The 23,265-nt window shown below is 39.0% G+C and carries 17 protein-coding genes; 7 read left to right on the plus strand and 10 right to left on the minus strand.

The window, feature by feature from the left end:
• Nucleotides 1–194: 194 nt before the first annotated feature.
• Nucleotides 195–1,952, minus strand: a complete 1,758-nt coding sequence (gene argS, locus N6B01_RS06565; protein ID WP_262080486.1) for an arginine--tRNA ligase — start codon at nucleotides 1,950–1,952, stop codon at nucleotides 195–197.
• Between the two features lie 80 nt (nucleotides 1,953–2,032).
• Entirely contained in the window at nucleotides 2,033–3,283 is a 1,251-nt protein-coding gene (locus tag N6B01_RS06570; protein WP_262080487.1) for a deoxyguanosinetriphosphate triphosphohydrolase, read from the minus strand.
• Nucleotides 3,284–3,468: 185 nt separating this feature from the next.
• Between N6B01_RS06570 and erpA the strand changes: the two genes are divergently transcribed.
• The 3 genes from erpA to N6B01_RS06585 all read left to right on the plus strand — a co-directional run bounded on the left by erpA (nucleotide 3,469) and on the right by N6B01_RS06585 (nucleotide 6,279).
• On the plus strand, nucleotides 3,469–3,792 hold the full coding sequence (gene erpA / locus N6B01_RS06575) for an iron-sulfur cluster insertion protein ErpA (RefSeq protein WP_182419474.1): 324 nt from the start codon (nucleotides 3,469–3,471) through the stop codon (nucleotides 3,790–3,792).
• A 225-nt stretch (nucleotides 3,793–4,017) separates the two neighbouring features.
• The gene (locus tag N6B01_RS06580) at nucleotides 4,018–5,001 is read left to right on the plus strand and encodes an RgsD C-terminal domain-containing protein (RefSeq protein ID WP_182419475.1); all 984 of its coding nucleotides are present in this window, start codon (nucleotides 4,018–4,020) and stop codon (nucleotides 4,999–5,001) included.
• Nucleotides 5,002–5,202: 201 nt separating this feature from the next.
• Entirely contained in the window at nucleotides 5,203–6,279 is a 1,077-nt protein-coding gene (locus N6B01_RS06585) for an AbrB family protein (protein WP_262080488.1), read from the plus strand.
• Here N6B01_RS06585 and N6B01_RS06590 read toward each other — a convergent pair.
• Complete coding sequence (locus tag N6B01_RS06590) at nucleotides 6,276–7,010, minus strand: arginyltransferase (protein WP_262080489.1); 735 nt, start codon at nucleotides 7,008–7,010, stop codon at nucleotides 6,276–6,278. The genes N6B01_RS06585 and N6B01_RS06590 overlap by 4 nt on opposite strands.
• 391 nt (nucleotides 7,011–7,401) lie before the next feature.
• Between N6B01_RS06590 and thrS the strand changes: the two genes are divergently transcribed.
• Nucleotides 7,402–9,384, plus strand: a complete 1,983-nt coding sequence (gene thrS, locus N6B01_RS06595; protein ID WP_182419477.1) for a threonine--tRNA ligase — start codon at nucleotides 7,402–7,404, stop codon at nucleotides 9,382–9,384.
• Between the two features lie 96 nt (nucleotides 9,385–9,480).
• On the opposite strand, the gene N6B01_RS06600 is transcribed toward thrS, so the two are convergent.
• Both N6B01_RS06600 and ssb read right to left on the minus strand, forming a co-directional pair.
• A complete protein-coding gene (locus N6B01_RS06600; protein WP_262080490.1) occupies nucleotides 9,481–10,689 on the minus strand; it encodes an aq_1923 C-terminal domain in 1,209 nt (402 codons plus the stop codon).
• A gap of 545 nt (nucleotides 10,690–11,234) precedes the next feature.
• Nucleotides 11,235–11,789: a single-stranded DNA-binding protein gene (gene ssb / locus N6B01_RS06605; protein WP_262080491.1), complete on the minus strand. Its 555-nt coding sequence runs from the start codon at nucleotides 11,787–11,789 to the stop codon at nucleotides 11,235–11,237.
• 374 nt (nucleotides 11,790–12,163) lie between these two features.
• On the opposite strand from ssb, the gene uvrA reads away from it, so the two are divergent.
• Complete coding sequence (gene uvrA, locus N6B01_RS06610; RefSeq protein WP_262080492.1) at nucleotides 12,164–15,064, plus strand: excinuclease ABC subunit UvrA; 2,901 nt, start codon at nucleotides 12,164–12,166, stop codon at nucleotides 15,062–15,064.
• 79 nt (nucleotides 15,065–15,143) lie between these two features.
• Here uvrA and N6B01_RS06615 read toward each other — a convergent pair whose 3' ends face one another.
• On the minus strand, nucleotides 15,144–15,596 hold the full coding sequence (locus tag N6B01_RS06615; protein ID WP_182419481.1) for a TspO/MBR family protein: 453 nt from the start codon (nucleotides 15,594–15,596) through the stop codon (nucleotides 15,144–15,146).
• Between the two features lie 220 nt (nucleotides 15,597–15,816).
• On the opposite strand from N6B01_RS06615, the gene parC reads away from it, so the two are divergent.
• Entirely contained in the window at nucleotides 15,817–18,063 is a 2,247-nt protein-coding gene (gene parC, locus N6B01_RS06620; protein WP_262080493.1) for a DNA topoisomerase IV subunit A, read from the plus strand.
• An 823-nt stretch (nucleotides 18,064–18,886) separates the two neighbouring features.
• A complete protein-coding gene (locus tag N6B01_RS06625) occupies nucleotides 18,887–19,312 on the plus strand; it encodes an HIT family protein (protein ID WP_182419483.1) in 426 nt (141 codons plus the stop codon).
• A gap of 208 nt (nucleotides 19,313–19,520) precedes the next feature.
• Here the strand turns inward: N6B01_RS06625 and N6B01_RS06630 are convergent, their stop codons facing one another.
• From N6B01_RS06630 to glnH, 4 genes are all read right to left on the minus strand, one after another.
• Nucleotides 19,521–19,673, minus strand: coding sequence for a hypothetical protein (locus N6B01_RS06630; protein ID WP_262080494.1), 153 nt, complete (start codon nucleotides 19,671–19,673; stop codon nucleotides 19,521–19,523).
• A gap of 587 nt (nucleotides 19,674–20,260) precedes the next feature.
• Nucleotides 20,261–20,983: a glutamine ABC transporter ATP-binding protein GlnQ gene (glnQ, locus tag N6B01_RS06635; protein ID WP_182419689.1), complete on the minus strand. Its 723-nt coding sequence runs from the start codon at nucleotides 20,981–20,983 to the stop codon at nucleotides 20,261–20,263.
• An 8-nt stretch (nucleotides 20,984–20,991) separates the two neighbouring features.
• Nucleotides 20,992–21,660, minus strand: coding sequence for an ABC transporter permease subunit (locus tag N6B01_RS06640; RefSeq protein ID WP_262080495.1), 669 nt, complete (start codon nucleotides 21,658–21,660; stop codon nucleotides 20,992–20,994).
• A 238-nt stretch (nucleotides 21,661–21,898) separates the two neighbouring features.
• On the minus strand, nucleotides 21,899–22,642 hold the full coding sequence (gene glnH, locus N6B01_RS06645) for a glutamine ABC transporter substrate-binding protein GlnH (RefSeq protein WP_262080497.1): 744 nt from the start codon (nucleotides 22,640–22,642) through the stop codon (nucleotides 21,899–21,901).
• Nucleotides 22,643–23,265 lie beyond the last annotated feature (623 nt).

Consider the following 23,265-nt stretch of genomic DNA (forward strand, 5'->3'; position numbering starts at 1 on the left):
TCAATAACCTAATTATTGACTTTATGAAATATACATAAGGTGTCTTTTTAAAGCAAACTAGCCTAGAAAATGAATTTCCCCGATTTCAACCCCAAGTCGCTAAAATTAGACAACATATTATTTATAACAAATAAGTGGAGCATTTGCATCTATCAATTCCCCACTTTATATGATTATCGAACAAATTTCTTAACTTATCGTAATTGTGTTAGGGCTTCAGAACCAATAATGCTCAAACCAGAAGCGATAACATCGCGCACTGCACACACCAAACCAAGACGAGCAAGGGTGACTTCCTCGTCATCAGCTTGCACAAACCTAAGTCCATGGGCGTCATTTCCCTTATTCCAATGCGCATGAAATGAACTTGCAAGATCATAAAGATAGAACGCCACGCGGTGGGGCTCTTGATGTAATGCACCCTGCTCGACAACACGTGGATATTCTGCCAATTTACGAATAAGTACCATTTCACTTTCATCAACAAGGCGATGAAGATGCGAAGCAGTAACACTATTATCTATTTTATCAAAGCCATGAACATCATAGGCTTGCCTCAAAATAGAATGGCATCGTGCACTGGCATATTGCACATAAAACACCGGATTATCTTTAGATTGCTCAGTCACCTTATCAAAATCAAAATCGAGCGGTGCATCAGGCTTACGATAAAGCATCATAAAGCGTACAGGATCAGGTCCAACCTCATCGATTAAATCGCGTAAGGTCACAAAGTTACCAGTTCTTTTACCCATAGTAAAAGGAACACCATTTCGATAAAGCTTTACCAATTGGCAAATAAGCACGGTTAAATGAGCTTGATCGCCTGCAACAGCTTTTGCCACAGCCTCCAAACGCTTGATGTATCCACCGTGATCTGCTCCCAGAACATAAACCATTTCGTTAAAGCCGCGCTCAAACTTATCTTTAAAATAAGCAACATCGGCAGCAAAATAGGTGTATGTACCATCAGACTTCATTAATGGACGATCAATATCATCCCCCACATCGGTTGAGCGCAACAAAATCTGCTCACGATCTTCCCAATCTTCACTAGGCATACCTTTTGGCGGTGGTAATTTACCTTTATAAACAAAACCACGCATTGTCAGGTCATTAATGGTCGAACGAATAGCTTTTTCATCATCAGCGTGCAAAGTGCGCTCTGAGAAAAATACATCGTGATGAATATTAATTGCGGCAAGATCATCACGTATAAGCTGCATCATAGCATTAATGACACGCTCTTTCACCAAAGCCAAACGTTGTTCATCATCACTCTTGAGCAAACTATCACCAAACTCTGCAACGAGTTCCTTTGCAACAGGCACAAGGTAATCACCTGGATAGAGCCCCTCAGGAACCGGTAGAGAAACAAGACCCAAGGCCTCTTTATAGCGCCAAATCACAGAATCTGCCAGAACATTAATTTGTCCACCAGCATCATTAATGTAATATTCTTTAACAACCTCAAACCCTGCGAAGGTCAACAAATTAGCGAGCGCATCGCCAACAACCGCGCCGCGGCAATGCCCAACATGGAGCGGACCGGTTGGATTAGCTGACACATATTCAATATTGACCTTTTTACCAAGCCCCATGGTAGAATGACCAAATAATTTGCCCTCAACATTGATTTGCGCCAATAGGTTGCGCCAAAAATCATCCGTCAAGCGAATATTAATAAAACCTGGACCAGCCACATTTACGCTTGCAACATCATCGCTTTGCTCAATCAATGGCACCAAACGTGCAGCTAATTCGCGAGGATTTACGCCAACCGCTTTGGCGAGAACCATAGCCGCATTTGTAGAAAGATCTCCATGGGACGGGTCACGCGGGGCCTCCACAGCGACACGCGCAAAATCTAAACTCCCATCATCTTGCGATTTAAGCCCAGACTTTTCCAATATTTCTTTAACGCGCTTCTCAAATACGGTAAAAATATTCATTCACTAAATTCCACTGTCTACAAGACGAGCCTCGATAGGATTCATCGCCAACCAACTTTTCGCACTGTTTAAATGAAATTTTACCTCTGGTCAAACAGGCGTTTATATTCTTTTATCGCATATTGATCAGTCATACCTGACAAAAAATCAGAAATGACCATCGCACGAACGCAATCCCTATGACTTTCTGCCTGCAATTGCCAATCATTCGGCAAAATTTTAAAATCGTCCATATAAGCACCAAACAATGCTTTGACCATCATTTCACCTTCACGCCGCCGCACTAAAACCTTTTCATGATAATAAAGATTATCAAATAGAAATTTTTTCAATTCCTTTTCTTCCCGTCTCATTCCTTCGGAAAAACTGACGACCGCATGGCTTGCACAGTAGATGTCTTCAACACTTGTTGGTCTAATCGCATTTAAACGCTTGATAGATTCGTCAATCACATCTTCAACCATAACGGTTATTTGACGACGAACAATTTCATATGCAACACGCTCATAAGCTACTTCACCACTGACAAACGCAGTTTTTTTAAAACCATCTTCTGCATTCTCAATGACTGTTTCAACTTCATTGATCAAGCGAGCGGTCAAACCAATACTTCTAAGTTGATCAATAGTAATTAAGCCCGCGCGCAAGCCATCATCTATATCATGAGCATTGTAGGCAATATCGTCTGCAATTGCCGCACATTGCGCTTCTGGGCCGGCAAATTGGTCCAAATGCAAATTAAAAATATTATTAAAATTTTGAATAATAGGAGAAATCTTTTTCTTATCTGCATATTGGCCAAGCAATGGACCATTATGTTTGACTAATCCCTCAAGCGTTTCCCAAGTAAGATTTAATCCATTAAAACCAGCATAGCGGTGTTCAAGAGCCGTTACAATATGCAAAGCCTGTGCATTATGGTCAAAACCGCCATAAGGTTCCATAACTTCATTCAATGCATCTTCTCCGGCATGCCCAAAAGGCGTATGGCCAAAATCATGGGCAAGTGCAATAGCTTCTGCTAACTCCTCGTCAAGACGCAAGGCACGAGCAAGGGCGCGCGCAATTTGTGACACTTCAATACTGTGAGTTAGCCGTGTTCGGTAATGGTCATCTTCGGCAGCAACAAAAACTTGCGTTTTATGCTTTAATCGCCGAAATGCATTGGAATGAATTATCCTATCTCTATCTCTTTGGAAAGGTGTTCTAGTTGGACTTTCATTTTCTTCGATTAACCGTCCACGGCTTAAAGCTGGCAAAGTGGCAAAAGCGGCGCGAGGCTCATAGCCATAACCTATGCTGTTAATTTCGTCTTTTTTCGTTAATCCCATTGCACTTTCCCTAATCTCGCCTTAGATTTAAGGCAGAATTCGACCTGCTTGGTTATAAGCTAGTGCATTTTCGGATAAGTATGAAGTATTTTATTAACAAAAATGCAAAAAAACAAAGCATTAGGCACATTACCGATTCAATTTAAAGTAAATGCGCTTAAGTTGTTTAGCATGAGGAATAAAAAATGAGTGTCGCAGTATCAGATTCTGCTGCCAAGCGGATAAATATAATTCTTGCCAAGGAACCCGATAAGAAAGCCCTGCGCATTTCAGTTGAAGGTGGTGGCTGTTCTGGTTTTTCATATAAATATGAACTTGTCGACGCTCAAAATGAAGACGATTTTGTTATTGAGAAGAACGGTGCACAGATTTTAATCGATTCCATTTCACTACCTTTTATCGAAGGATCTGAAATCGACTTTGTTGATGATTTGATGGGGCAATCCTTCCAAATCAATAATCCCAATGCTGTTTCATCTTGCGGTTGTGGTACAAGTTTTTCAATTTAATTTAAAATTAATGCATATAATTTGGGTTGTGAAATAATCATTCTATAAGTTTTGAAGATTTTAGACATTAGAATATTTATGAAATGCATTATCTTTATTATAAAAAAATTCAGTATGAGCAAAAATTTGTAGCCACTTTTTAAAACCCTGCAATATTTAAGAAAATTTCTTAATATATCAACATATTATGCGAAAATATTAAAATTTAATATTAAGGTGATAAATTTGTATTTTACTTGTCGTTTCTTATTCATTTTAAGCCTTATCACCTTTTGGGCGCCCTTAGCTTATAGCCAAACAATCAGCGGTGGTAGCGATGGCATTGACGATTTACCAGCAATAAGCGCGCCAAATCATAATAATGGCGAAGCAAGCCCATCCGGCACGATGGATTATTCTATTAATCCATTATTAGGCTCAAGTACCATTAACCTTGAAGCAAGACTTACTGAAAAAACACAACCAATTACTAAAGGCATTGTTTGGCGCGTTTTTTCACCAATTGCAGGAAGCAATAATACTCTGCCACTTATTGCAGCGAAAGAGGGTGGCAATGTTACCTTTAACTTGCCTGCTGGCGAATATCTTATTCACGCAGCATTTGGACGCGCCGGCATTACTAAAAAAATTCTCGTTGAAGACAATAAAACATATCATGAAAATTTAGTATTAAATGCGGGCGGCATAGAGCTTAAAGCGACAATTCCTAACGGCAAGCTAAATGAAAGCCGTATAAAGTTTTCCATTTATGTGGGTGACAATGAAAACAATGAGCAATCGCTAATAATTCCCAATGTAAAGGTAAATTCGATTATTCGTTTGAATGCAGGGCAATACCACATTGTTTCGAGCTACGGAAATGCCAATGCAGTCACCCGAACAAATGCGACAGTTGAAGCAGGCAAATTAACCGAAGTAAACCTTGAGCATTATGCAGCACAAATAACACTTAAATTAGTGAGGGAGCCTGGCGGAGAGGCATTAGCCGACACTAGCTGGGTTATCCAAAATGACTCAGGCGATATCGTTCGTGAAGCCGCAAATGCATATGTATATATTGTCTTATCTGAAGGTGATTATGTTGCAATTGCCAAAAATAAAGATCAGATATTTCAAAAGGAATTTTCAGTCCAGTCTGGTAAAGATAGTGAAGTTGAAATTGTTGCATCACCACAAAATTATGTTCATGGCAGTGGTGATATTGACTAAACTAGACAATTATATTGAATAATAAGCCTAACAACGCATAGTACTAAACTCATGAATAAAATGGATGGGTTAAATTAAATAGCTCTAGTACATCAATTAACAGTGCAAAGATAATGCTTTTATCTGCCAATAAGGTTAATTAATGCCACATAACCGCAGAAAAAGTGTAAAAAGATAACAACATTATGGAAAAAACTTAAATTGCCTAATCTTGTTAATCTCCCACAACCATTAAAGTGGCTATTATTGCTGGTTGTTACGGCAATTTTCATCATTGCCCTTGAACTCATTCAGATACCTGCGGCCTTATTATTAGGACCAATGATATGCGCCATTATTCTTGCAATCAGCAACATTGAAACCAAAATACCCAAATTTTTCTTTGCTCTGGCACAAGGTGTTGTCGGTTGTATGATTGCACGCGCTATAAAGCCCGAAATAGTTTTAGAGGTTTGGCATGACCTGCCTTTATTTCTAGGCGGCGTTTTCTCGGTAATTTTTGCATCAACTCTTATTGGTATATTTTTAGCAAAAAAACAAATATTACCTGGCACCACCGCCATTTGGGGTTCTGCTCCAGGTGGAGCATCGGCCATGGTGGTTATGGCAGAAGCCTATGGCGCAGATGAACGTCTTGTTGCGGTTATGCAATATATGCGTGTTGTTATGGTCGCAGCACTAGGCTCTATTCTTGCAAGATTTTTTTCACCTAGTTCCAATACCACTTTTGACATTATTTTTTTTCCTGCAGTTTCATGGAACGCATTTGCAATTACTTTGATAATTGCGTTTGGCGGGGCAATAGGTGCAAAATATTTAAAAATTCCTGCTGGGGGGATGCTGCTGCCATTTCTTATAGCTGTTATACTACAAGATTTTGGATTGGTGACCCTTGAGCTCCCCCCTTGGCTGCTAGCCATAAGTTATATCATTATTGGTTGGACTGTAGGCCTAAGGTTTACCCGTAAAATACTATTGCATGCTTTACATGCAATACCAGTATTATTCATATCAATATTAGCATTAATTATGCTTTGTGGTGGTTTTGCACTTTGTTTAAGCTATTTTACCAATGTTGATCTTTTAACTAGCTATTTAGCAACCAGTCCTGGTGGTGCGGATTCAGTCTCAATCATTGCTGCAAGTACAACAGTCAATTTACCCTTTGTCATGGCTTACCAAACTGTGCGTTTTATCATTGTTACCATCACCGGTCCAATTATTGCTCGTTGCACCGCTAAATATATTATGACGCAAAACACCAAGAATGATCACTAATCAGTAACTTCTTCCCATTTATCGCGCAAAAGATATTCAAGCGGCTTAAATTTTTGCTTATAATCCATTTTATTGGAACCCTTAACCCAATATCCAAGATAAATATAAGGAAGCATCAATTTTTCTGCCCGCTTAATATGGTCTAAAATCATCATTGTGCCCAATGAGCGTTTAGTCTGCCTAGTGTCATAAAAAGAATAAACCATTGAAAAGCCATCACCTAAGACATCAGTTAAGGCGACCGCAATTAAATGAGAATTTTCCTTATCATTTTGTTTTAAACGATATTCAAATAGCCGTGTATTGATAGGACTTTCTTCCACCATAATCTTAAAATCTTGACGGCTCATATTAGCCATACCACCATCCATATGGCGGCCATCAAGATAGGAACGAAATAAGGAAAATTGCTCATCGGTTGTTTTAGGAGCCACCACTTCACAAACCAGATCACGATTCATATTAAGAATCCGCTTCATGGATTGTGACATTTTAAAATCACAAACAGGTATACGCACTGAAATACATGCATTACATCCATCACAAATGGGACGATAAGCAATATTTTGCGAACGCCTAAAACCATTAAATGTCAAAAGATCATTTCTCTCAATTGCACTATCGCCATCAAGATAGGTAAAAACCTTGCGCTCTGTTCTTCCACGCAAATAGGGACATTTCCCAGGCGCAGTCAAAAAAAACTGTGGTGTCTGTGTTAATTGATCTGTCATTAGCATTAGGTTTCTTCATGATCTATCATGTCATTCTAGCCCATCTCACGAGCAGCTATCAAGTTGAATTGCATTTTGAATGGATTAATTCTTCATTACCGAACAAACTTGATTTTTATACTCTTCTTATCCAAATATGATAAGTGTAAAAGTTGATTTTTCCCATTAAAACACTCATTTTTGATTAATTGCGAAGATTAAACCGACAGACAAATATTCAATTGAATGCTTGCACTATTTTATTTTATAATAAATTTAATCTAAGAGGCTTCACAGCCTCAAAAAATTATTCTAAAACGCAAATAAGCATGTACAATTAGATTATTATCTAAATGTCAGATATTAACAACCCACCCGCATCCGTTCGCGGGACTGGAATATAGAGGCTTTTATGTCACAAACAATTTCCCTTAAATTTCCTGATGGTTCTGTGCGCGAATATGATTCAGCCATAACAGGACTTGAGCTTGCCCAATCCATTTCCAAATCATTAGCTAAAAAAGCAGTTGCTTTTGCTATTGATGGTGAATTGCGCGACCTTGCCGATCCCATTCAAAAATCTGGCGATATTGAACTGATTACGCGCGAAGACCCAAAGGCACTGGAACTCATTCGCCATGATTGCGCCCACGTTCTTGCAGAAGCTGTGCAAGAGCTTTTTCCGGGCACTCAAGTTACTATTGGTCCTGTTATCGAAAATGGCTTTTATTACGATTTTGCTCGCAATCAACCATTTACCAGTGAAGATCTTCCCGTCATTGAAAAAAAGATGCGCGAGATTATTGCACGCAATAAGCCATTCACCAAAGAGATTTGGGCGCGCAATAAAGCAAAGCAAGTATTTGCCGATAAGGGCGAACTTTACAAGGTTGAATTGGTTGATGCGATTCCTGAGGATCAGGACTTAAAAATCTATTATCAGGGTGATTGGTTTGACCTTTGCCGCGGCCCCCACATGACATCAACTGGCCATATTGGCAATGCTTTCAAATTGATGAAGGTTGCTGGCGCCTATTGGCGTGGCGATTCCAATAATCCAATGCTAACCCGCATTTATGGTACGGCCTTTGCTAGCGATAATGATCTAAAAGCATATTTAACCATGCTTGAAGAAGCTGAAAAGCGCGATCATCGCCGCTTGGGGCGTGAGATGGATCTCTTCCATTTTCAAGAAGAAGGTCCAGGCGTTGTCTTTTGGCATGCCAAGGGCTGGAAAATGTTCCAAAATTTGGTAAGCTATATGCGCCGCCGTCTTGACGATGACAATTATATGGAAGTAAACGCACCGCAGGTGCTTGATAAATCCCTTTGGGAGATTTCAGGCCATTGGGGTTGGTATCGCGACAATATGTTCAAGGTAACACCCGCAGGTGATGAAGCTGATGATAATCGCGTTTATGCGTTAAAACCAATGAACTGCCCCGGCCATGTTCAAATATTTAAACACGGCTTAAAATCTTATCGTGATTTACCGATTAAGATGGCGGAATTTGGTGCAGTTCATCGCTATGAGCCTTCTGGATCGCTCCATGGCTTGATGCGTGTTCGTGGCTTCACACAGGATGATGCGCATATTTTCTGTACCGATGAGCAATTGGCAGAAGAATGCCTCCGCATTAATGACCTTATTCTTTCTACCTATGCTGATTTTGGCTTTAATGAAATTATGGTCAAGCTTTCAACCCGACCTGAAAAGCGCGTTGGTTCCGATGAGCTATGGGATCGTGCTGAGCAAGTCATGAGCGACGTATTAAAGACCATTGAAGAAAAATCCAACGGCCGCATTAAAACTGGTATCCTACCGGGTGAAGGCGCGTTTTATGGCCCTAAATTTGAATATACGCTAAAAGACGCTATTGGCCGTGAATGGCAATGTGGTACTACCCAAGTTGACTTTAACTTGCCGGAACGCTTTGGCGCATTCTATATCGATAATGAATCAGAAAAACGTGAGCCGGTTATGATCCATCGCGCAATTTGTGGCTCTATGGAACGTTTTCTTGGCATTTTGATTGAAAACTACGCTGGCCATATGCCACTTTGGTTTGCACCACAACAAGTTGTTGTCGCTGCAATCACATCTGAAGCAAATGACTATGTTCAAAGCGTCACTGCCAAATTAAAAGCTGCAGGCTTATTGGCAACAGCTGATTTACGCAATGAAAAAATCAATTATAAGGTACGTGAACACTCACTACAAAAAGTACCCGTCATATTGGTTTGCGGCAAAAAAGAAGCGGAAGAAAACACTGTCAACATGCGCCGACTTGGCTCGCGCGACCAAGAAGAACTAAGTTTGGTTGATGCAATTGCTAGACTTAAGCAAGAAGCAACACCGCCAGATTTATTGCGTAAACAACAAGCAATTGTTTGATCCTGTATAAAAATCAATAAAAAAGGCGCTTAAAGCGCCTTTTTTATTATAATGAAATATTTAATAAAACTTAGCAGTGCATCGCCTCACATCAAATTACTGATTGGCCTTTACATCAAGTTTAAGCAGATCAATAAGATCCTTGCGTGAGGTCACCGCGGTAGAAGTAATCACTGCAAAAGGCGTGCTATGATCAGGCTTTGCTGTAATTTCGATATTTTCAGGATTATCTAAATATTTGCCAATTTCGGTCGATACTTTTTCTGCAAAATCAGGATGCTGTAATTGAGCTAAGCCAAATGGTATAATCATTTTAATTTTTGCAACAAAATCTTCGCGCTTTTCATTTGGTTCTTTTTGTAGATCAATAATTTTATTGGTAATAGAATTATCTACAAATTTTATATCAATGCTATTAAGGCTAAGCTGTTGAAGCAATCCAATGATTGACATTGCAGCGATTTGTTGATCTTTGTCTGAAGTTGATTTTGCTTGATTGCTAAGACGAATAAGTTCATTAGCAAGATCTTTGGTAAGACCGCCAAGGCCAATCGTAATATTCAATTGACCAGCTTCATTCATATTACCTTGCAGTGCCACATCAACATGACCATCAACAAGGTTAGCATCAAATTTATAGTTGCCCTGAATTTCAATATTATTGAAACCCATTTTCGTAAACGTTTCTTTTTGTTCACTATTTGGCAAACTTGATACGTCTACGCGTAAATTACCAATTTCACCGCTAAACTTAATGAATTTTTCTGGATCATATTCTGAAAATCCAAATGAAAGATCATCAAGATTTAAAACAGGCTTACCTTTTTCTTCGGCGACCATTTTCTTGAGTAAGATTGTTCCATATGGAAGCTGTCCTTCATAGGCCGCATCATTTTTTTCCGACTTTAATAATAATTTGGTTATTTCCAAGCCATGCAAGGTTGTAACCATATCAGAATTTTCTGTTGCTTCTTGTGCCATCTCTTCAACGAAAGTACGACCGACAAGATAGCCACCATCTTTATCTTCTTCAACATTTTCAAAAACAATTTCTTTAGCTATACCTTTTTTAGCATTTGGAACGTCTTTAGAAATAATTGTTGCGTCGTTAATTTTTACTGTCGTGCCATCAACGGTGATTTTTCCAGCTTCGATAACTTGACCATTCTTTTTCATTTCGTCTTGAACGCGGGCAAAAAAAGCATCACCATCAAGAGCCAATGCAGGTAAAGCAAAGCTTACACCAAGCGCCGCGGTAAGAGACAATATTTTAATTGATTTATTAATTCGTGAAACAATTTTCATAGCATAACTTTCTTAGTTAAAGATAAATAGTGATACGTCATGATGCGGTGTTAAAAAAAGAAAACTTTATCTAATCTTAAACTTTGCCCCCGAAAAAGCACCCCCATGATAGCTAGGTTAAGTGTTAGCAACAACAGTTTAGACCTGCAAGCCCATTCTTTAATAATGACAATTTTGTAAGATTGAATAATATCGCTTTCGCTTAATAGTAAGCGTTGATCTATTTTTAATAATAGATATGATGACTGATTATAAAGATGAGATAGCAAACATATATCATCCACAAAAATATTTGATATCATCACACTTGGTAATTTACCTAAACAGATATTGGTGGGCTATTCCAACTGGTAAGCCTCTATCAAGCATGCAACTTATCTGAGTAAGCAGTAAAAGCATTATGATACACAGCTACCGGCAAAGAAAAGCCCCATCAGTTTAGAACAAATTAATGGGGCTACTAGTCCAAATAACCAAATAACAAGATTCCATCTATTTTTAAATAACGACAGTCAAAACAATTTATTATCAAACTTCAATTTCAATCAAAATGGTACTTCATCATCAAGATCACGCGAGAAGTTACCCCCGCCGCCTTGATTGCCAAAATCATTACCGCCGCCAAAGCCACGATCTGCATTAGAATTACCAGAGTTATTTGAATTGTTGAAATTAGAATTACGGTTATTATTGTAACCACCGCTATTATAATTACCGACTTCGCCGCGCCCTGCATTTCCGCCATCGCCGCGACTATCTAACATTTGCAATTCGCCGCGATATTTTTGTAAAACAACCTCGGTTGTATAACGGTCATTGCCGTTTTGATCTTGCCATTTACGGGTTTGCAACTGCCCTTCAATATAAAGCTTAGCACCTTTTTTGACATATTGCTCAACGACCTTAACCAAATTATCATTGAAAATCACAACATTGGTCCATTCAGTGCGTTCTTTACGCTCACCAGTATTTTTATCGCGCCAGCTTTCTGAGGTAGCGATGCGAAAACTTGCAACGGCATCACCAGAACCCATACGGCGAATTTCTGGATCGGCTCCAAGATTACCAACCAAGATTACCTTGTTTACGCTACCGGCCATTACTATCTCCATATATTATGCAAATTAAAGAGGTGAATCAGTTCACCTTATCTCTTTCCCTTATCGGGATAAAATATTCAACCTATTGTTTTTAAGTAAAAACATATCACATTCTTAACAAGAGAGATAAATATTTTATGTTTTGAAACGTCACCTTATACGCTTTATTCGTGAGGTTAAAACAAATAGCGATAAATAAACATCCTTTCCACAGATGTTAACATTTTCGTGCCTTGCCCTCGTAAAATGCCATTTCAATCTTATATTAGTTTAAACCATTAAAACAATTTATTTTGCCATATTGTAATATAGGCGAAATTGCATTATTTAGCAATTGTTCTTTTTTTGTTCTACTCTTTAATTTTGGATTTTTTATGTCTGAGCAGAAATATATTTCTATCCGTGGCGCGCGTGAGCACAATCTTAAAAACATTGATATCGACCTGCCCCGTGATAAACTCATTGTTATGACAGGCTTATCAGGTTCTGGTAAATCGTCATTGGCGTTTGATACTATTTATGCAGAAGGGCAAAGGCGCTATGTTGAAAGCCTTTCTGCCTATGCGCGTCAATTTCTTGAGATGATGCAAAAGCCGGATGTTGATCAAATTGATGGTCTTTCACCAGCAATTTCAATTGAACAAAAAACAACGAGTAAAAATCCGCGTTCGACAGTTGGGACCGTTACCGAAATTTATGATTATATGCGGCTGCTATTTGCCCGTGTTGGTGTCCCCTATTCGCCTGCGACTGGCTTGCCTATTGAGAGCCAAACAATTAGCCAAATGGTTGATCGCATTATGGCTTTAGAAGAAGGAACGCGGCTTTATATTATCGCACCGCTCGTACGCGGTCGAAAAGGCGAGTTTAAAAAGGAATTTGCCGAACTACAAAAGAAAGGCTTTCAACGGGTTAAGGTTGATGGCACTTTTTATGAGATTAGCGATGTGCCTAATCTTGATAAAAAATTCAAGCACGATATTGATGTCATTGTTGACCGCGTTGCTGTGCGTGATGACCTTAAAACCCGACTTGCCGATAGTATAGAAACAAGTTTGCGCTTGGCTGATGGCTTAGCCATTGCCGAATTTGCCGATAAGCCCTTACCTGATAACGAATTAGCGTCCAATTCAGCGAATAAATCCAAAAACGACACGCATGAAAGCATTTTATTTTCAGAAAAATTCGCCTGCCCCGTCTCCGGTTTTACCATTGCTGAAATTGAGCCAAGGCTCTTTTCTTTCAATAATCCAGTAGGTGCTTGCCCGACTTGTGATGGCCTTGGTCAAAAACAAGCAATTGATGCGGCATTAATTGTACCTGATGATAGCATAAGCCTTAAAGCTGGAGCTATCGCCCCTTGGGCCCGATCTTCATCACCTTATTATAATCAAACTTTGGAAGCTATTGGCCGCGCTTATGATTTTAAACTAACCGATATATGGAATAAACTAACGCCGGAAGCCCAACAGGCTGTACTTTATGGCACGGGCAAAAAAGATATTGAATTTGTTTATGATGATGGTGCCCGCTCCTACAAGGCTGTAAAACCTTTTGAAGGTGTTATCCCGAATATGGAACGCCGTTGGAAAGAAACAGATTCAGCTTGGTCTCGCGATGAGATTGAGCGTTATATGACTGCAACGCCCTGCCCTGCTTGTCACGGCTACCGGTTGAAGCCAGAAGCTTTGGCGGTTAAAATTGGTGGAATGCATATTGGGCAAGTAACCGCCATGTCAATTGCCAAGGCTGATGGCTGGTTTGGCAATATTGACAAAGGTTTTACTGACAAGCAACGCGGCATTGCTGAACGAATTTTGAAAGAAATTCGCGAAAGGTTGCGTTTCTTAAACGACGTTGGTCTTGAATATTTAACATTAGCGCGCAATTCCGGTACGCTTTCTGGTGGTGAAAGCCAGCGTATTCGCTTGGCATCGCAAATTGGTTCAGGCTTGACAGGCGTACTTTATGTGCTTGATGAGCCCTCGATTGGTCTTCATCAACGCGACAATGAACGCTTACTTGAAACATTACGTCATTTGCGTGATTTAGGTAATTCAGTAATAGTGGTTGAGCATGATGAGGATGCGATTTTAACCGCTGATTATGTAGTGGATATTGGTCCTGCAGCAGGTATTCATGGTGGCAACATCATTGCTAAGGGAACGCCAAAGGAAGTCATGGATAATTCGGCCTCCTTAACCGGGCAATATTTATCAGGCAAAATGTTTGTGCCTTTACCAAAACAAAGACGAAAAATTGATAAGAAAAAAGCAATTAAAGTTATTGGTGCAACCGGCAATAATTTAAAAAATGTTAGCGCTGATATTCCGCTTGGCACCTTTACCTGTGTAACCGGTGTTTCAGGTGGCGGCAAGTCTACCTTCCTTATTGAAACTTTGTATAAAGCTGCATCACGCCGCATCATGGGTAGCAGGGAGATACCATCAGAATTTCAACGTATTGATGGGTTGGAATTTGTTGACAAAGTGATTGATATCGACCAGTCACCGATTGGCCGTACACCACGTTCCAATCCGGCAACCTATACAGGGGCATTTACACCAATTCGCGATTGGTTTGCTGGCTTACCTGAAGCAAAAGCACGCGGCTATCAAGCTGGACGCTTTTCTTTTAACGTTAAAGGCGGTCGCTGTGAAGCTTGCCAAGGTGATGGCGTTATTAAAATTGAAATGCACTTCCTGCCAGATGTTTACGTCACCTGCGATGTATGTCAAGGCAAACGCTATAATCGTGAAACTTTAGAAGTAACCTTTAAAGAAAAATCCATTGCTGATGTTCTTGATATGACAGTAGAGGAAGGTGCAGCATTCTTCTCAGCCGTGCCTGCTGTGCGTGACAAGCTTGATACATTGGTGAAAGTTGGTCTTGGCTATATAAAGGTAGGACAGCAGGCAACCACACTATCAGGTGGTGAAGCACAGCGCGTTAAACTAGCCAAAGAATTATCACGCAAAGCCACAGGCAAGACCCTTTATATTCTTGATGAACCAACAACTGGTTTGCATTTTCATGACGTTGCAAAATTATTGGAAGTTCTGCATGAATTGGTTGATCAAGGCAATACCGTTGCGGTTATTGAGCATAATCTTGAAGTCATCAAAACCGCCGATTGGGTAATTGATCTTGGACCTGAAGGCGGAGACGGCGGCGGCGAAATTGTTGCAGTTGGAAGACCTGAAGACATTATAAAGGAAGATAGATCTTATACGGGGCACTTCCTCAAAGAATTATTAGAACGCCGCCCGACTTGAATAAAACCCCCACCATATATCTTAATAAAATAGATGATATATGGTGGGTAATTTATTGTAATATATTAGATAAGATTATTTAGTTTAATACAACGACACCAATATTCAATGCCGCTGCTAAAGCAAGCCAAAATGCATATGGAATAAATAAAACGGAAACCAATTTGTCACTATTCCATGCCTTTAAAATAATCATCACGACTAATAGTAACATGATTAAACACGCAAGTAGCGCGATAACTGTTTGATGCAAACCAAAAAACAGCGGTGTCCATGCAAAGTTGATCACCAATTGCGCAGACCACATTGTTTTTAAGAGATCATTTGGCCTATCAATAAATATACGCCAGCCCACAAAGCCAATGATTATATATAGAATTGACCAAACAGGAGCAAATAACCAATTAGGAGGGGTAAAAAAAGGTTTGTTTAATTCTTGATACCAAGAAGTTGGCGCAAATTTATATCCAATAGCGCCGCCAATAATAAAAATCGCAACAATAAACAAAACTGCATATAATGATTTGCGCATATTTTTCTTTTCCACTTTTCGCGATTTATAAAAGCCTTAAAGTTAAAGCTCTATTATTTTACTATGTCCCAAATCATGTAAATTACAATTTGACTAAAAATTAAACGTTTTAGCTTGGAAATTGGTTGCAGATTATTTCAATTTAATAAAAAAACAATAGATAGAATATATCTATTGCTTAAACTCTTGCTTCAACAAAAACCTATTGATATTCAATCTTATGGCAAAAAATATGATTCCTTCAGCTCTTGATGAGCATATCGAAAAAGTCGGCTTGAAATCTGCTCTCGAAGAGCGTTATCTTGCTTATGCATTATCAACCATTATGCATCGTGCCCTGCCCGATGTACGTGATGGTTTAAAACCCGTGCATCGGCGCATTATTCACGCGATGCGGCTTCTTCGCTTATTTCCCGATCAAGGCTATGCCAAATGTGCCCGTATCGTTGGTGATGTTATGGGTAAGTTTCACCCCCATGGTGATGCATCAATTTATGACGCACTTGTGCGCCTAGCACAAGATTTTGCCGTACGCTATCCGTTAATTGATGGCCAAGGTAACTTTGGTAATATTGATGGTGATGGTGCAGCGGCAATGCGCTATACTGAAGCCCGCATGACCGAAGTATCGACATTATTGCTTGAGGGTATCACTGAAAACGCGATTGATTTTCGTCCAACCTATAATGAGGAAGATGAAGAACCAATCGTATTGCCAGGTGCTTTTCCCAATATCCTTGCTAATGGTTCATCAGGTATTGCCGTCGGTATGGCAACATCTATCCCTCCGCACAATGTTGCCGAACTTTGTGATGCGGCCTTACACATTATTGCCCATCCCGATGCAACATCAGATGATTTAATTCAGTTTATTCCAGGGCCAGATTTTCCAACTGGCGGTATTTTGGTGGAGACTAGCGAATCCATTGCTGAATCTTACCGCACAGGACGCGGCTCATTCCGCTTACGTTCGCGTTGGCACAAGGAAGAAGGGGCACGCGGCTCATATGTTATTGTGGTAACGGAAATCCCCTACCAAATTCAAAAAGCCCGTCTTATTGAAAAAACAGCCGAGCTTTTAATTCAACGTAAATTACCATTACTTGAAGATATTAGGGATGAATCTGCCGAAGATATTCGCATAGTTTTAGAGCCTAAAAACCGCAGTGTTGACCCAGAGATTTTAATGGAATCGCTGTTTAAACTAACGGATTTTGAAACGCGGATTTCACTTAACTTAAATGTTTTGACCTTAGGCAAAATTCCAAATGTCTTATCATTAGATCAAACATTAAAACAATGGCTTGAACATCGAAAAGAAGTTCTTATTCGCCGTACGCAATATCGCTTAAAAGAAATTGAAAAGCGCCTGGAGCTTTTGAGTGGCTATCTCATTGCCTATCTTAATCTTGATGAGATTATTCGTATTATCCGCGAAGAAGATGAGCCTAAAAAGCAACTGATTGCCACTTTTAATTTAACAGACAATCAGGCGGAAGCTATTTTAAATATGCGCTTACGCTCACTGCGTAAACTCGAAGAAGTAGAAATTCGGACTGAATTTGACAAGCTAACGGTTGAAAAACAAGAACTTGAGGAACTTATTGCCTCTAATGTCCGACAATGGAAGGCAATTTCTTCCGAAGTTTCAAAAGTTAAATGGATTTTCTCACAAAATACCGATCTTGGCAAACGTCGCACTAGCTTTGAAAAAGCGCCAGACCATGACATTGATGACATTCAACAAGCGATGATTGAAAAAGAACCAATCACCATTGTTGTTTCCGAAAAAGGTTGGTTACGCGCTTTAAAAGGTCATATTTCGGATTATTCTAGTCTATCATTCAAAGAAGGTGATAGCCTAAAACTCGCCTTCCCCGCACAAACAACCGACAAAATTTTAGTATTAAGCACTGGTGGTAAGTTTTACACTATTGCGGCAAATAGCTTGCCTGGTGGGCGAGGACATGGCGAACCAATCCGTATTCTTGTTGACATGGATAATGACCAAGACATTTTGACTGCTTTTGTGCATGAAGCAGATACTAAGCTGCTCATCACGTCACATCTGGGCCACGGCTTTATTGTGCCTGAAAATGATGTCATTGCGACAACCCGCAAAGGCAAGCAAGTGATGAATGTGAAAGCTCCTGATGAAGCGGCAAGTTGCATTAGAGTAAATGGTGACAGCGTTGCAATTGTTGGTGAAAATCGTAAATTACTAGTTTTCCCGATTGAACAAATTGCTGAAATGTCGCGTGGCAAAGGTGTTCGTTTGCAACGCTATCGCGATGGTGGCATGAGCGATATTATCACCTTTAATTTAGATGATGGCTTAACCTGGAAAGATTCAGCTGATAGAAGTTTTGTTCGCAGCAAGGAAGAACTGATTGAATGGATTGGTAACCGTGCCGGTGCGGGGCGTATGGTACCCAAAGGTTTTCCACGATCTGGCAAGTTTAATTAATAATTCTAAAGTTTAAAAATTAAGGCGCCGGTTTATTCGGCACTTTTTTATGAAATAACTAGTTTAAAGCTAAACCATATATGCAAGGCAATTTATAGCGGGCTGGATAATTAACTATAGTTAAACTTAATAACTTGAGATTAATAGAATTATTGACGTCTATAAACCCTATATTAACGTATCTATCATTGGAAACCATTTAAGACTAATAATGATAAAAACAGTAAATTAAGACTTTATTGCCACTTATTAAGAGGGTTCCATTTTAGCAATAAATGAAACGGCATTGAGATTCTTACTTCCGTAACCTACTGTTTTTTGTTATTCATGAACGAAAAAGCCACATAATGTTGATTATACATGTTATAAATAGAATGGCAAAAAAAACCTTTCTTGGCAAAGCTATCCATGATGGAACGATTAAAACCACAAACCCGCTAATCCATTACCTTTGAAATGATATGACCTTTTCTAAACATTACGAGTTGGTACAAAGGCAAAAGTTGAAAACATGGTTTTGCACTGCTTATGCACCCTGGCCGAAGGACGGCGTAGAGAATACCAATGGATGCATCTCACCATGGCTGTTATGAAAAATAGATCTTGACGCTGTATCCAAGAAGGATATCATGAAAATAATCTGTACCCAACCGTGAAACTGCCTTAATTTTCAAATGCCCCTTCGAGCCTTCACAAAATAACTTGGAAAAGACATAAGTTAAGATCAAGCAAAACCGTGTTGCACTTTGCGCGGTAATCGACCTACCATTAATAAGCTTTTTTAGTTTATTAATTAGTAGCGCTCTAAATTGGAGAGAATAACATGCCAACTAATTATGATGAAAACAACATTTTTGCAAAAATTTTACGTGATGAAATCCCTTCTATCCGTGTTTTTGAAGATAGTAACGTTGTTGCGCTTATGGATGTTATGCCCCAGGGGGACGGCCATGTTTTAGTTATCCCACGCAAAGCTTCGCGCAATATTCTTGATGCAGAACCCGAAGCATTAATAGCCTCAGTTCTTGCTGTGCAAAAAATTGCCAATGCGGTAAAAAAGGCTTTTAATAGTGATGGTGTAACAATTATGCAGTTCAATGAACCAGCCGGTGGACAAAGCGTTTTCCACCTTCACTTTCATATCATTCCACGCTTTGAAAATATCGCCCTAAAACCACATACTGGTAAAATGGCTGATCCAGAACAACTGGAAGAGCAAGCAAAAAAAATACGAGCTGCACTTAACTAACTATTTATATAGCAAAAAACAAAGCTTAGGACTTATTAATCAAGATAAAAGATGACGGCTACAGCCGATGCCTATTGCTGAGAAAAAGTATGAGCAAAACTTTCTTTGGCATGTTTTGTTAAAATACGCTGCAGATTTTCGAATTTTGCAAACAAGTTCTTAACTTTATGCCGCAATTTATAAATTGTTTTGTCAAAGCAGATGGTTGCTATTCTACCTTTTCGGGGAAGGATGCAGGGCTTGATTTTCTAGCAAGCAAAGCTTGCCTGAACCAGTCACTGTTAATACCTTTGTCAGCAATCAGTTCTTGCGCATCAGGTAGAATTAGTAACAGAAGGGCTACGCCTTTATAGTCACTCATTTGTTGTTTTCACAAGAATAGACATATTGGCTTTCTATCTTGGTCAACCACCATATGCAGTTTTGAGTTAAAGTCACCTTTTGTGCATGCAATAAAGGGGTAAACATCGCCTTTTTCAATAAACTTGCTAGAGTACAATGCGTTTTATTCAAAGCATACAAATAGCTGCGTCTTTCGTCCGCAAGCCCTGCTTTTTAACCCGCTAATAATGCGCTTATCATCGACATGCGCGCCCCATTGGATAGTCGAAAATGAGGTGATATCCGCGTCATCTGATCTTTACTCAACGCACGAAAATCAATCTTTGGCTACCTGCGTAGCCCCAATAATTCTTAATCAACTAAAATAGGAATCCACAAAATTAATAGGTTCTGCAGCTAGGATAGGCAAGCTAGTCAAAAAAACAAAAAATCAAATTGCGTAAATTTTCGCCTTTTTGAGCTCGTTTTTGGTCTAAAAAGCCGCAACTATGAGTCCAATGATAAAAATATCACAATCATCTAATACAATAACAAACTATAAGCATATAAAATATATTTTGGAACTGGAAGTAAAATAGGCATCCAGTTCCAAAATTTGCAACAAAATTAATTCACATGTTTAAGAAAATCACGAAGACGAGGATTTTGGGGATTATTAATCATTTCAACTGGGTTTCCATCAACACTGATTTTACCATTTTCCATAAAAATTAATCGCGTTCCCACATCCCGTGCAAAACCAACCTCATGGGTTACAACTATCATTGTCATACCCTCTGATGCTAGTCCCTGCATCACTTTTAAAACTTCTTGTCTAAGCTCGGGATCAAGAGCCGACGTCGGCTCATCAAACAACATCAACTTTGGCTTTACCGCTAACGCCCGTGCAATAGCCACGCGCTGTTGTTGTCCACCCGATAATTGTGACGGATAATGATTTTCGCGCTGTGACAAGCCAACCTTATTCAACAACTCGCGTGCAATTGCATAAGCTTCACGTTTGGGCAGCTTTCGCACTTCACGAGGACCAAATGCAACATTTTCTAATGCCGTCATTTGCGGAAAAAGATTAAATTGTTGAAAAACCATACCAGCTTCTTGGCGGATGGTGCGTACTTTACTGCGCCCGCCAAGTACACTGATATTATCGACAACCAGATCACCACCATTAATTTTTTCAAGCGCATTGATACATCTAAGCAGTGTGGACTTGCCCGAGCCAGATGGCCCAATCAATACAACCACTTCGCCTTTTTTAATCTTTAAATCAACCTTATCAAGCACTATGAGTTGGTCGAAACGCTTTGATACTTGTTTAAATTCGACAATTGTTTCACTCATAATATATGTATCCGCTTTTCAATAATTCTCAATATGATAGTTAATGATAAAGTCATTATAAGATAAAGGACAGCAACCGTTGATAGAATTTCTAAATATGTATAATTGGTGGAAGCGATTTCCGTTGCCCTGCGCATTAACTCGGCAATACTTACAACAGACAATAAAGATGTATCCTTCAACGAAATAATACATTGATTACCAAGCGGCGGTATCATTCTTCGCCAAGCTATTGGCAATATAACTTTTAAAACTACCTTCCACATAGGTAAGCCAAGTGCAAGACCAGCTTCTTTTAGCCCCGAACTTACCGATAATAATGCTCCACGAACAATTTCAGCAATATAGGCGGCGGAATTGATCATGATTGTAATGATACCGGCAGTTAATGGTTCAAGACGAATGTTAAACCCAAAAAAAGAAATCTGCGGTAAAGCAAAATAGATAAACATTACCTGCAAGATCATTGGCGTTCCGCGAATTAACTCAATATAAATAAGCGCAAGGCTATTCAAAACGGGTATTTTATAAGCCCTTGCAATACCAAGGCCTAGCCCAAGAAAAAAACCTGCAGGAATACCGATAATTGAAATAATTAAAGTTAGCCTAACGCCATCTAAAAGCGTGGGCAAAGAGTTAACTACTGCTGACCAGTCAAAACCCATATTCATTTCCTAACAATAAAAACTGAATATCCAAAAATATGCAGGTAAATAGAGCCAATTTTCAATACATAAAGCGAAGGCTCAATAATTAATAAAAATAATTTTTAGAGATTATCTTACACTAATTTATAATAAAAACACCACGCATGTTTACGCTATTTTTGGATATAAAATAAAATTTCAGGAAACATTTAAACAGTTTCCTGAAACTATCTTCAATACAGAATATTTACATCACCTATTTAGGTTCTGTTCCAAACCATTTCTTATAAATTTCTGCATATTTTCCATTTTCGTGCAGCTTAGCAAGCGCGGTATTATATTTAGCAACTAAATCATCGCTGCCTTTTTTAAATGCAGCACCATATTGCTGAGCCTCCAATACCTCGCCAACAGTTTTCACTTTGCCTTTACCACCTGTAGTAGTATAATAAAGAATGTTCGGCGCATCATGTAAAACCGCATCAACACGACCTGTTTGCAATTCTAAATAGGCATTGTCAATATTTGGAAACTGACGTTGCTCGACACCTTTAAAATGCTCATTCGCATAAGGAACGGATCCAGTTCCGGTCTTAAGCGCGATAATTTTACCCTTAAGATCGTCCGAAGATTTAATATCGCTATCTTCACGAACAAGGAGCAAAAGGCCGCTATTGTAATAAGGATCGGAAAAATCAATTACCTTTTTTCGAACATCGGTAATTGTCATGCCTGCCATTGCAACATCAATTTGGCCGGCTTGAATGCCTGGTACAATACCAGCAAAATCCATGGGCTGTAATTTATATTCAACGCCCATTTCTTTTGCAATTGCATCCCACAATTCGACGTCGAATCCAACATATTTTTCGCCATCTTTAAAGCTAAATGGAACGAAAGCTGTATCCGTGGCAAAAACTAGTTCTTTGGCCATTACATTGCTTGTCAAAGACATAAAGGCTGCACAAAGTGCAATTGTTATTTTCGTCCGTAATTTCATTTATTCCTCTCCTTCGTGCTTAGCACATATCGATTGAAACCATAATATCAAAACACTGCGTCCGTCAAAACCCTTCGTCCATCAAAATACTTGGCAATGAGAACGACTCCCAAGAACCATTTATGTCGTGTTTTCAGATTTGAAACAAGCCAAAAAAATAGATTTACAAATATGGTATAATGGCAAAAATAAAGAAGAAGCAACGAGGATTAATGACAAAAAATTACAAAAAATAGAAAATTATTTTAATTTCAACTTTAATCAGGATAGCGCTACATGCAAACTATTCTAATTCAACAGGAGTATGACTATATGCTCCAAACGCATCTTGAGGCGTACTCATTCACTCTATTTAAAATAGGGAAAAACTTATAAAGTTCTCCTGATAGCACTTTAATATTTTCTAACTTAACGTGTCTCTAACTTTAATAAAGTTAACATGTATCTAAACAAAAACCTATCTTATATTATGTATATTAACGTCATTATTCGCTAAATATAAACAGTACATATTTTTATCTCTGTCAAAAACGGCTTATTTATTTTTTTTCAATACTTCCCAACTCCTCATTACCAGCTTCCATTCATAGTCCATTAATTGAATAAAATATCTAGTTTTAGCC

Origin of the sequence: Bartonella sp. HY406 (genome assembly GCF_025449315.1) — a bacterium.
Taxonomy (GTDB): domain Bacteria; phylum Pseudomonadota; class Alphaproteobacteria; order Rhizobiales; family Rhizobiaceae; genus HY038.

Bases quoted from the DNA above. Each gene is read 5' to 3' on its own strand.
- argS (WP_262080486.1), bottom strand. From the start codon at position 1,952: ATGAATATTTTTACCGTATTTGAGAAGCGCGTTAAAGAAATATTGGAA.
- N6B01_RS06600 (WP_262080490.1), bottom strand. From the start codon at position 10,689: ATGAAAATTGTTTCACGAATTAATAAATCAATTAAAATATTGTCTCTT.
- N6B01_RS06625 (WP_182419483.1), top strand. From the start codon at position 18,887: ATGCCAACTAATTATGATGAAAACAACATTTTTGCAAAAATTTTACGT.
- N6B01_RS06570 (WP_262080487.1), bottom strand. From the start codon at position 3,283: ATGGGATTAACGAAAAAAGACGAAATTAACAGCATAGGTTATGGCTAT.
- ssb (WP_262080491.1), bottom strand. From the start codon at position 11,789: ATGGCCGGTAGCGTAAACAAGGTAATCTTGGTTGGTAATCTTGGAGCC.
- glnH (WP_262080497.1), bottom strand. From the start codon at position 22,642: ATGAAATTACGGACGAAAATAACAATTGCACTTTGTGCAGCCTTTATG.
- uvrA (WP_262080492.1), top strand. From the start codon at position 12,164: ATGTCTGAGCAGAAATATATTTCTATCCGTGGCGCGCGTGAGCACAAT.
- N6B01_RS06630 (WP_262080494.1), bottom strand. From the start codon at position 19,673: ATGAGTGACTATAAAGGCGTAGCCCTTCTGTTACTAATTCTACCTGAT.
- parC (WP_262080493.1), top strand. From the start codon at position 15,817: ATGGCAAAAAATATGATTCCTTCAGCTCTTGATGAGCATATCGAAAAA.
- thrS (WP_182419477.1), top strand. From the start codon at position 7,402: ATGTCACAAACAATTTCCCTTAAATTTCCTGATGGTTCTGTGCGCGAA.
- erpA (WP_182419474.1), top strand. From the start codon at position 3,469: ATGAGTGTCGCAGTATCAGATTCTGCTGCCAAGCGGATAAATATAATT.
- N6B01_RS06615 (WP_182419481.1), bottom strand. From the start codon at position 15,596: ATGCGCAAATCATTATATGCAGTTTTGTTTATTGTTGCGATTTTTATT.
- N6B01_RS06590 (WP_262080489.1), bottom strand. From the start codon at position 7,010: ATGACAGATCAATTAACACAGACACCACAGTTTTTTTTGACTGCGCCT.
- N6B01_RS06640 (WP_262080495.1), bottom strand. From the start codon at position 21,660: ATGGGTTTTGACTGGTCAGCAGTAGTTAACTCTTTGCCCACGCTTTTA.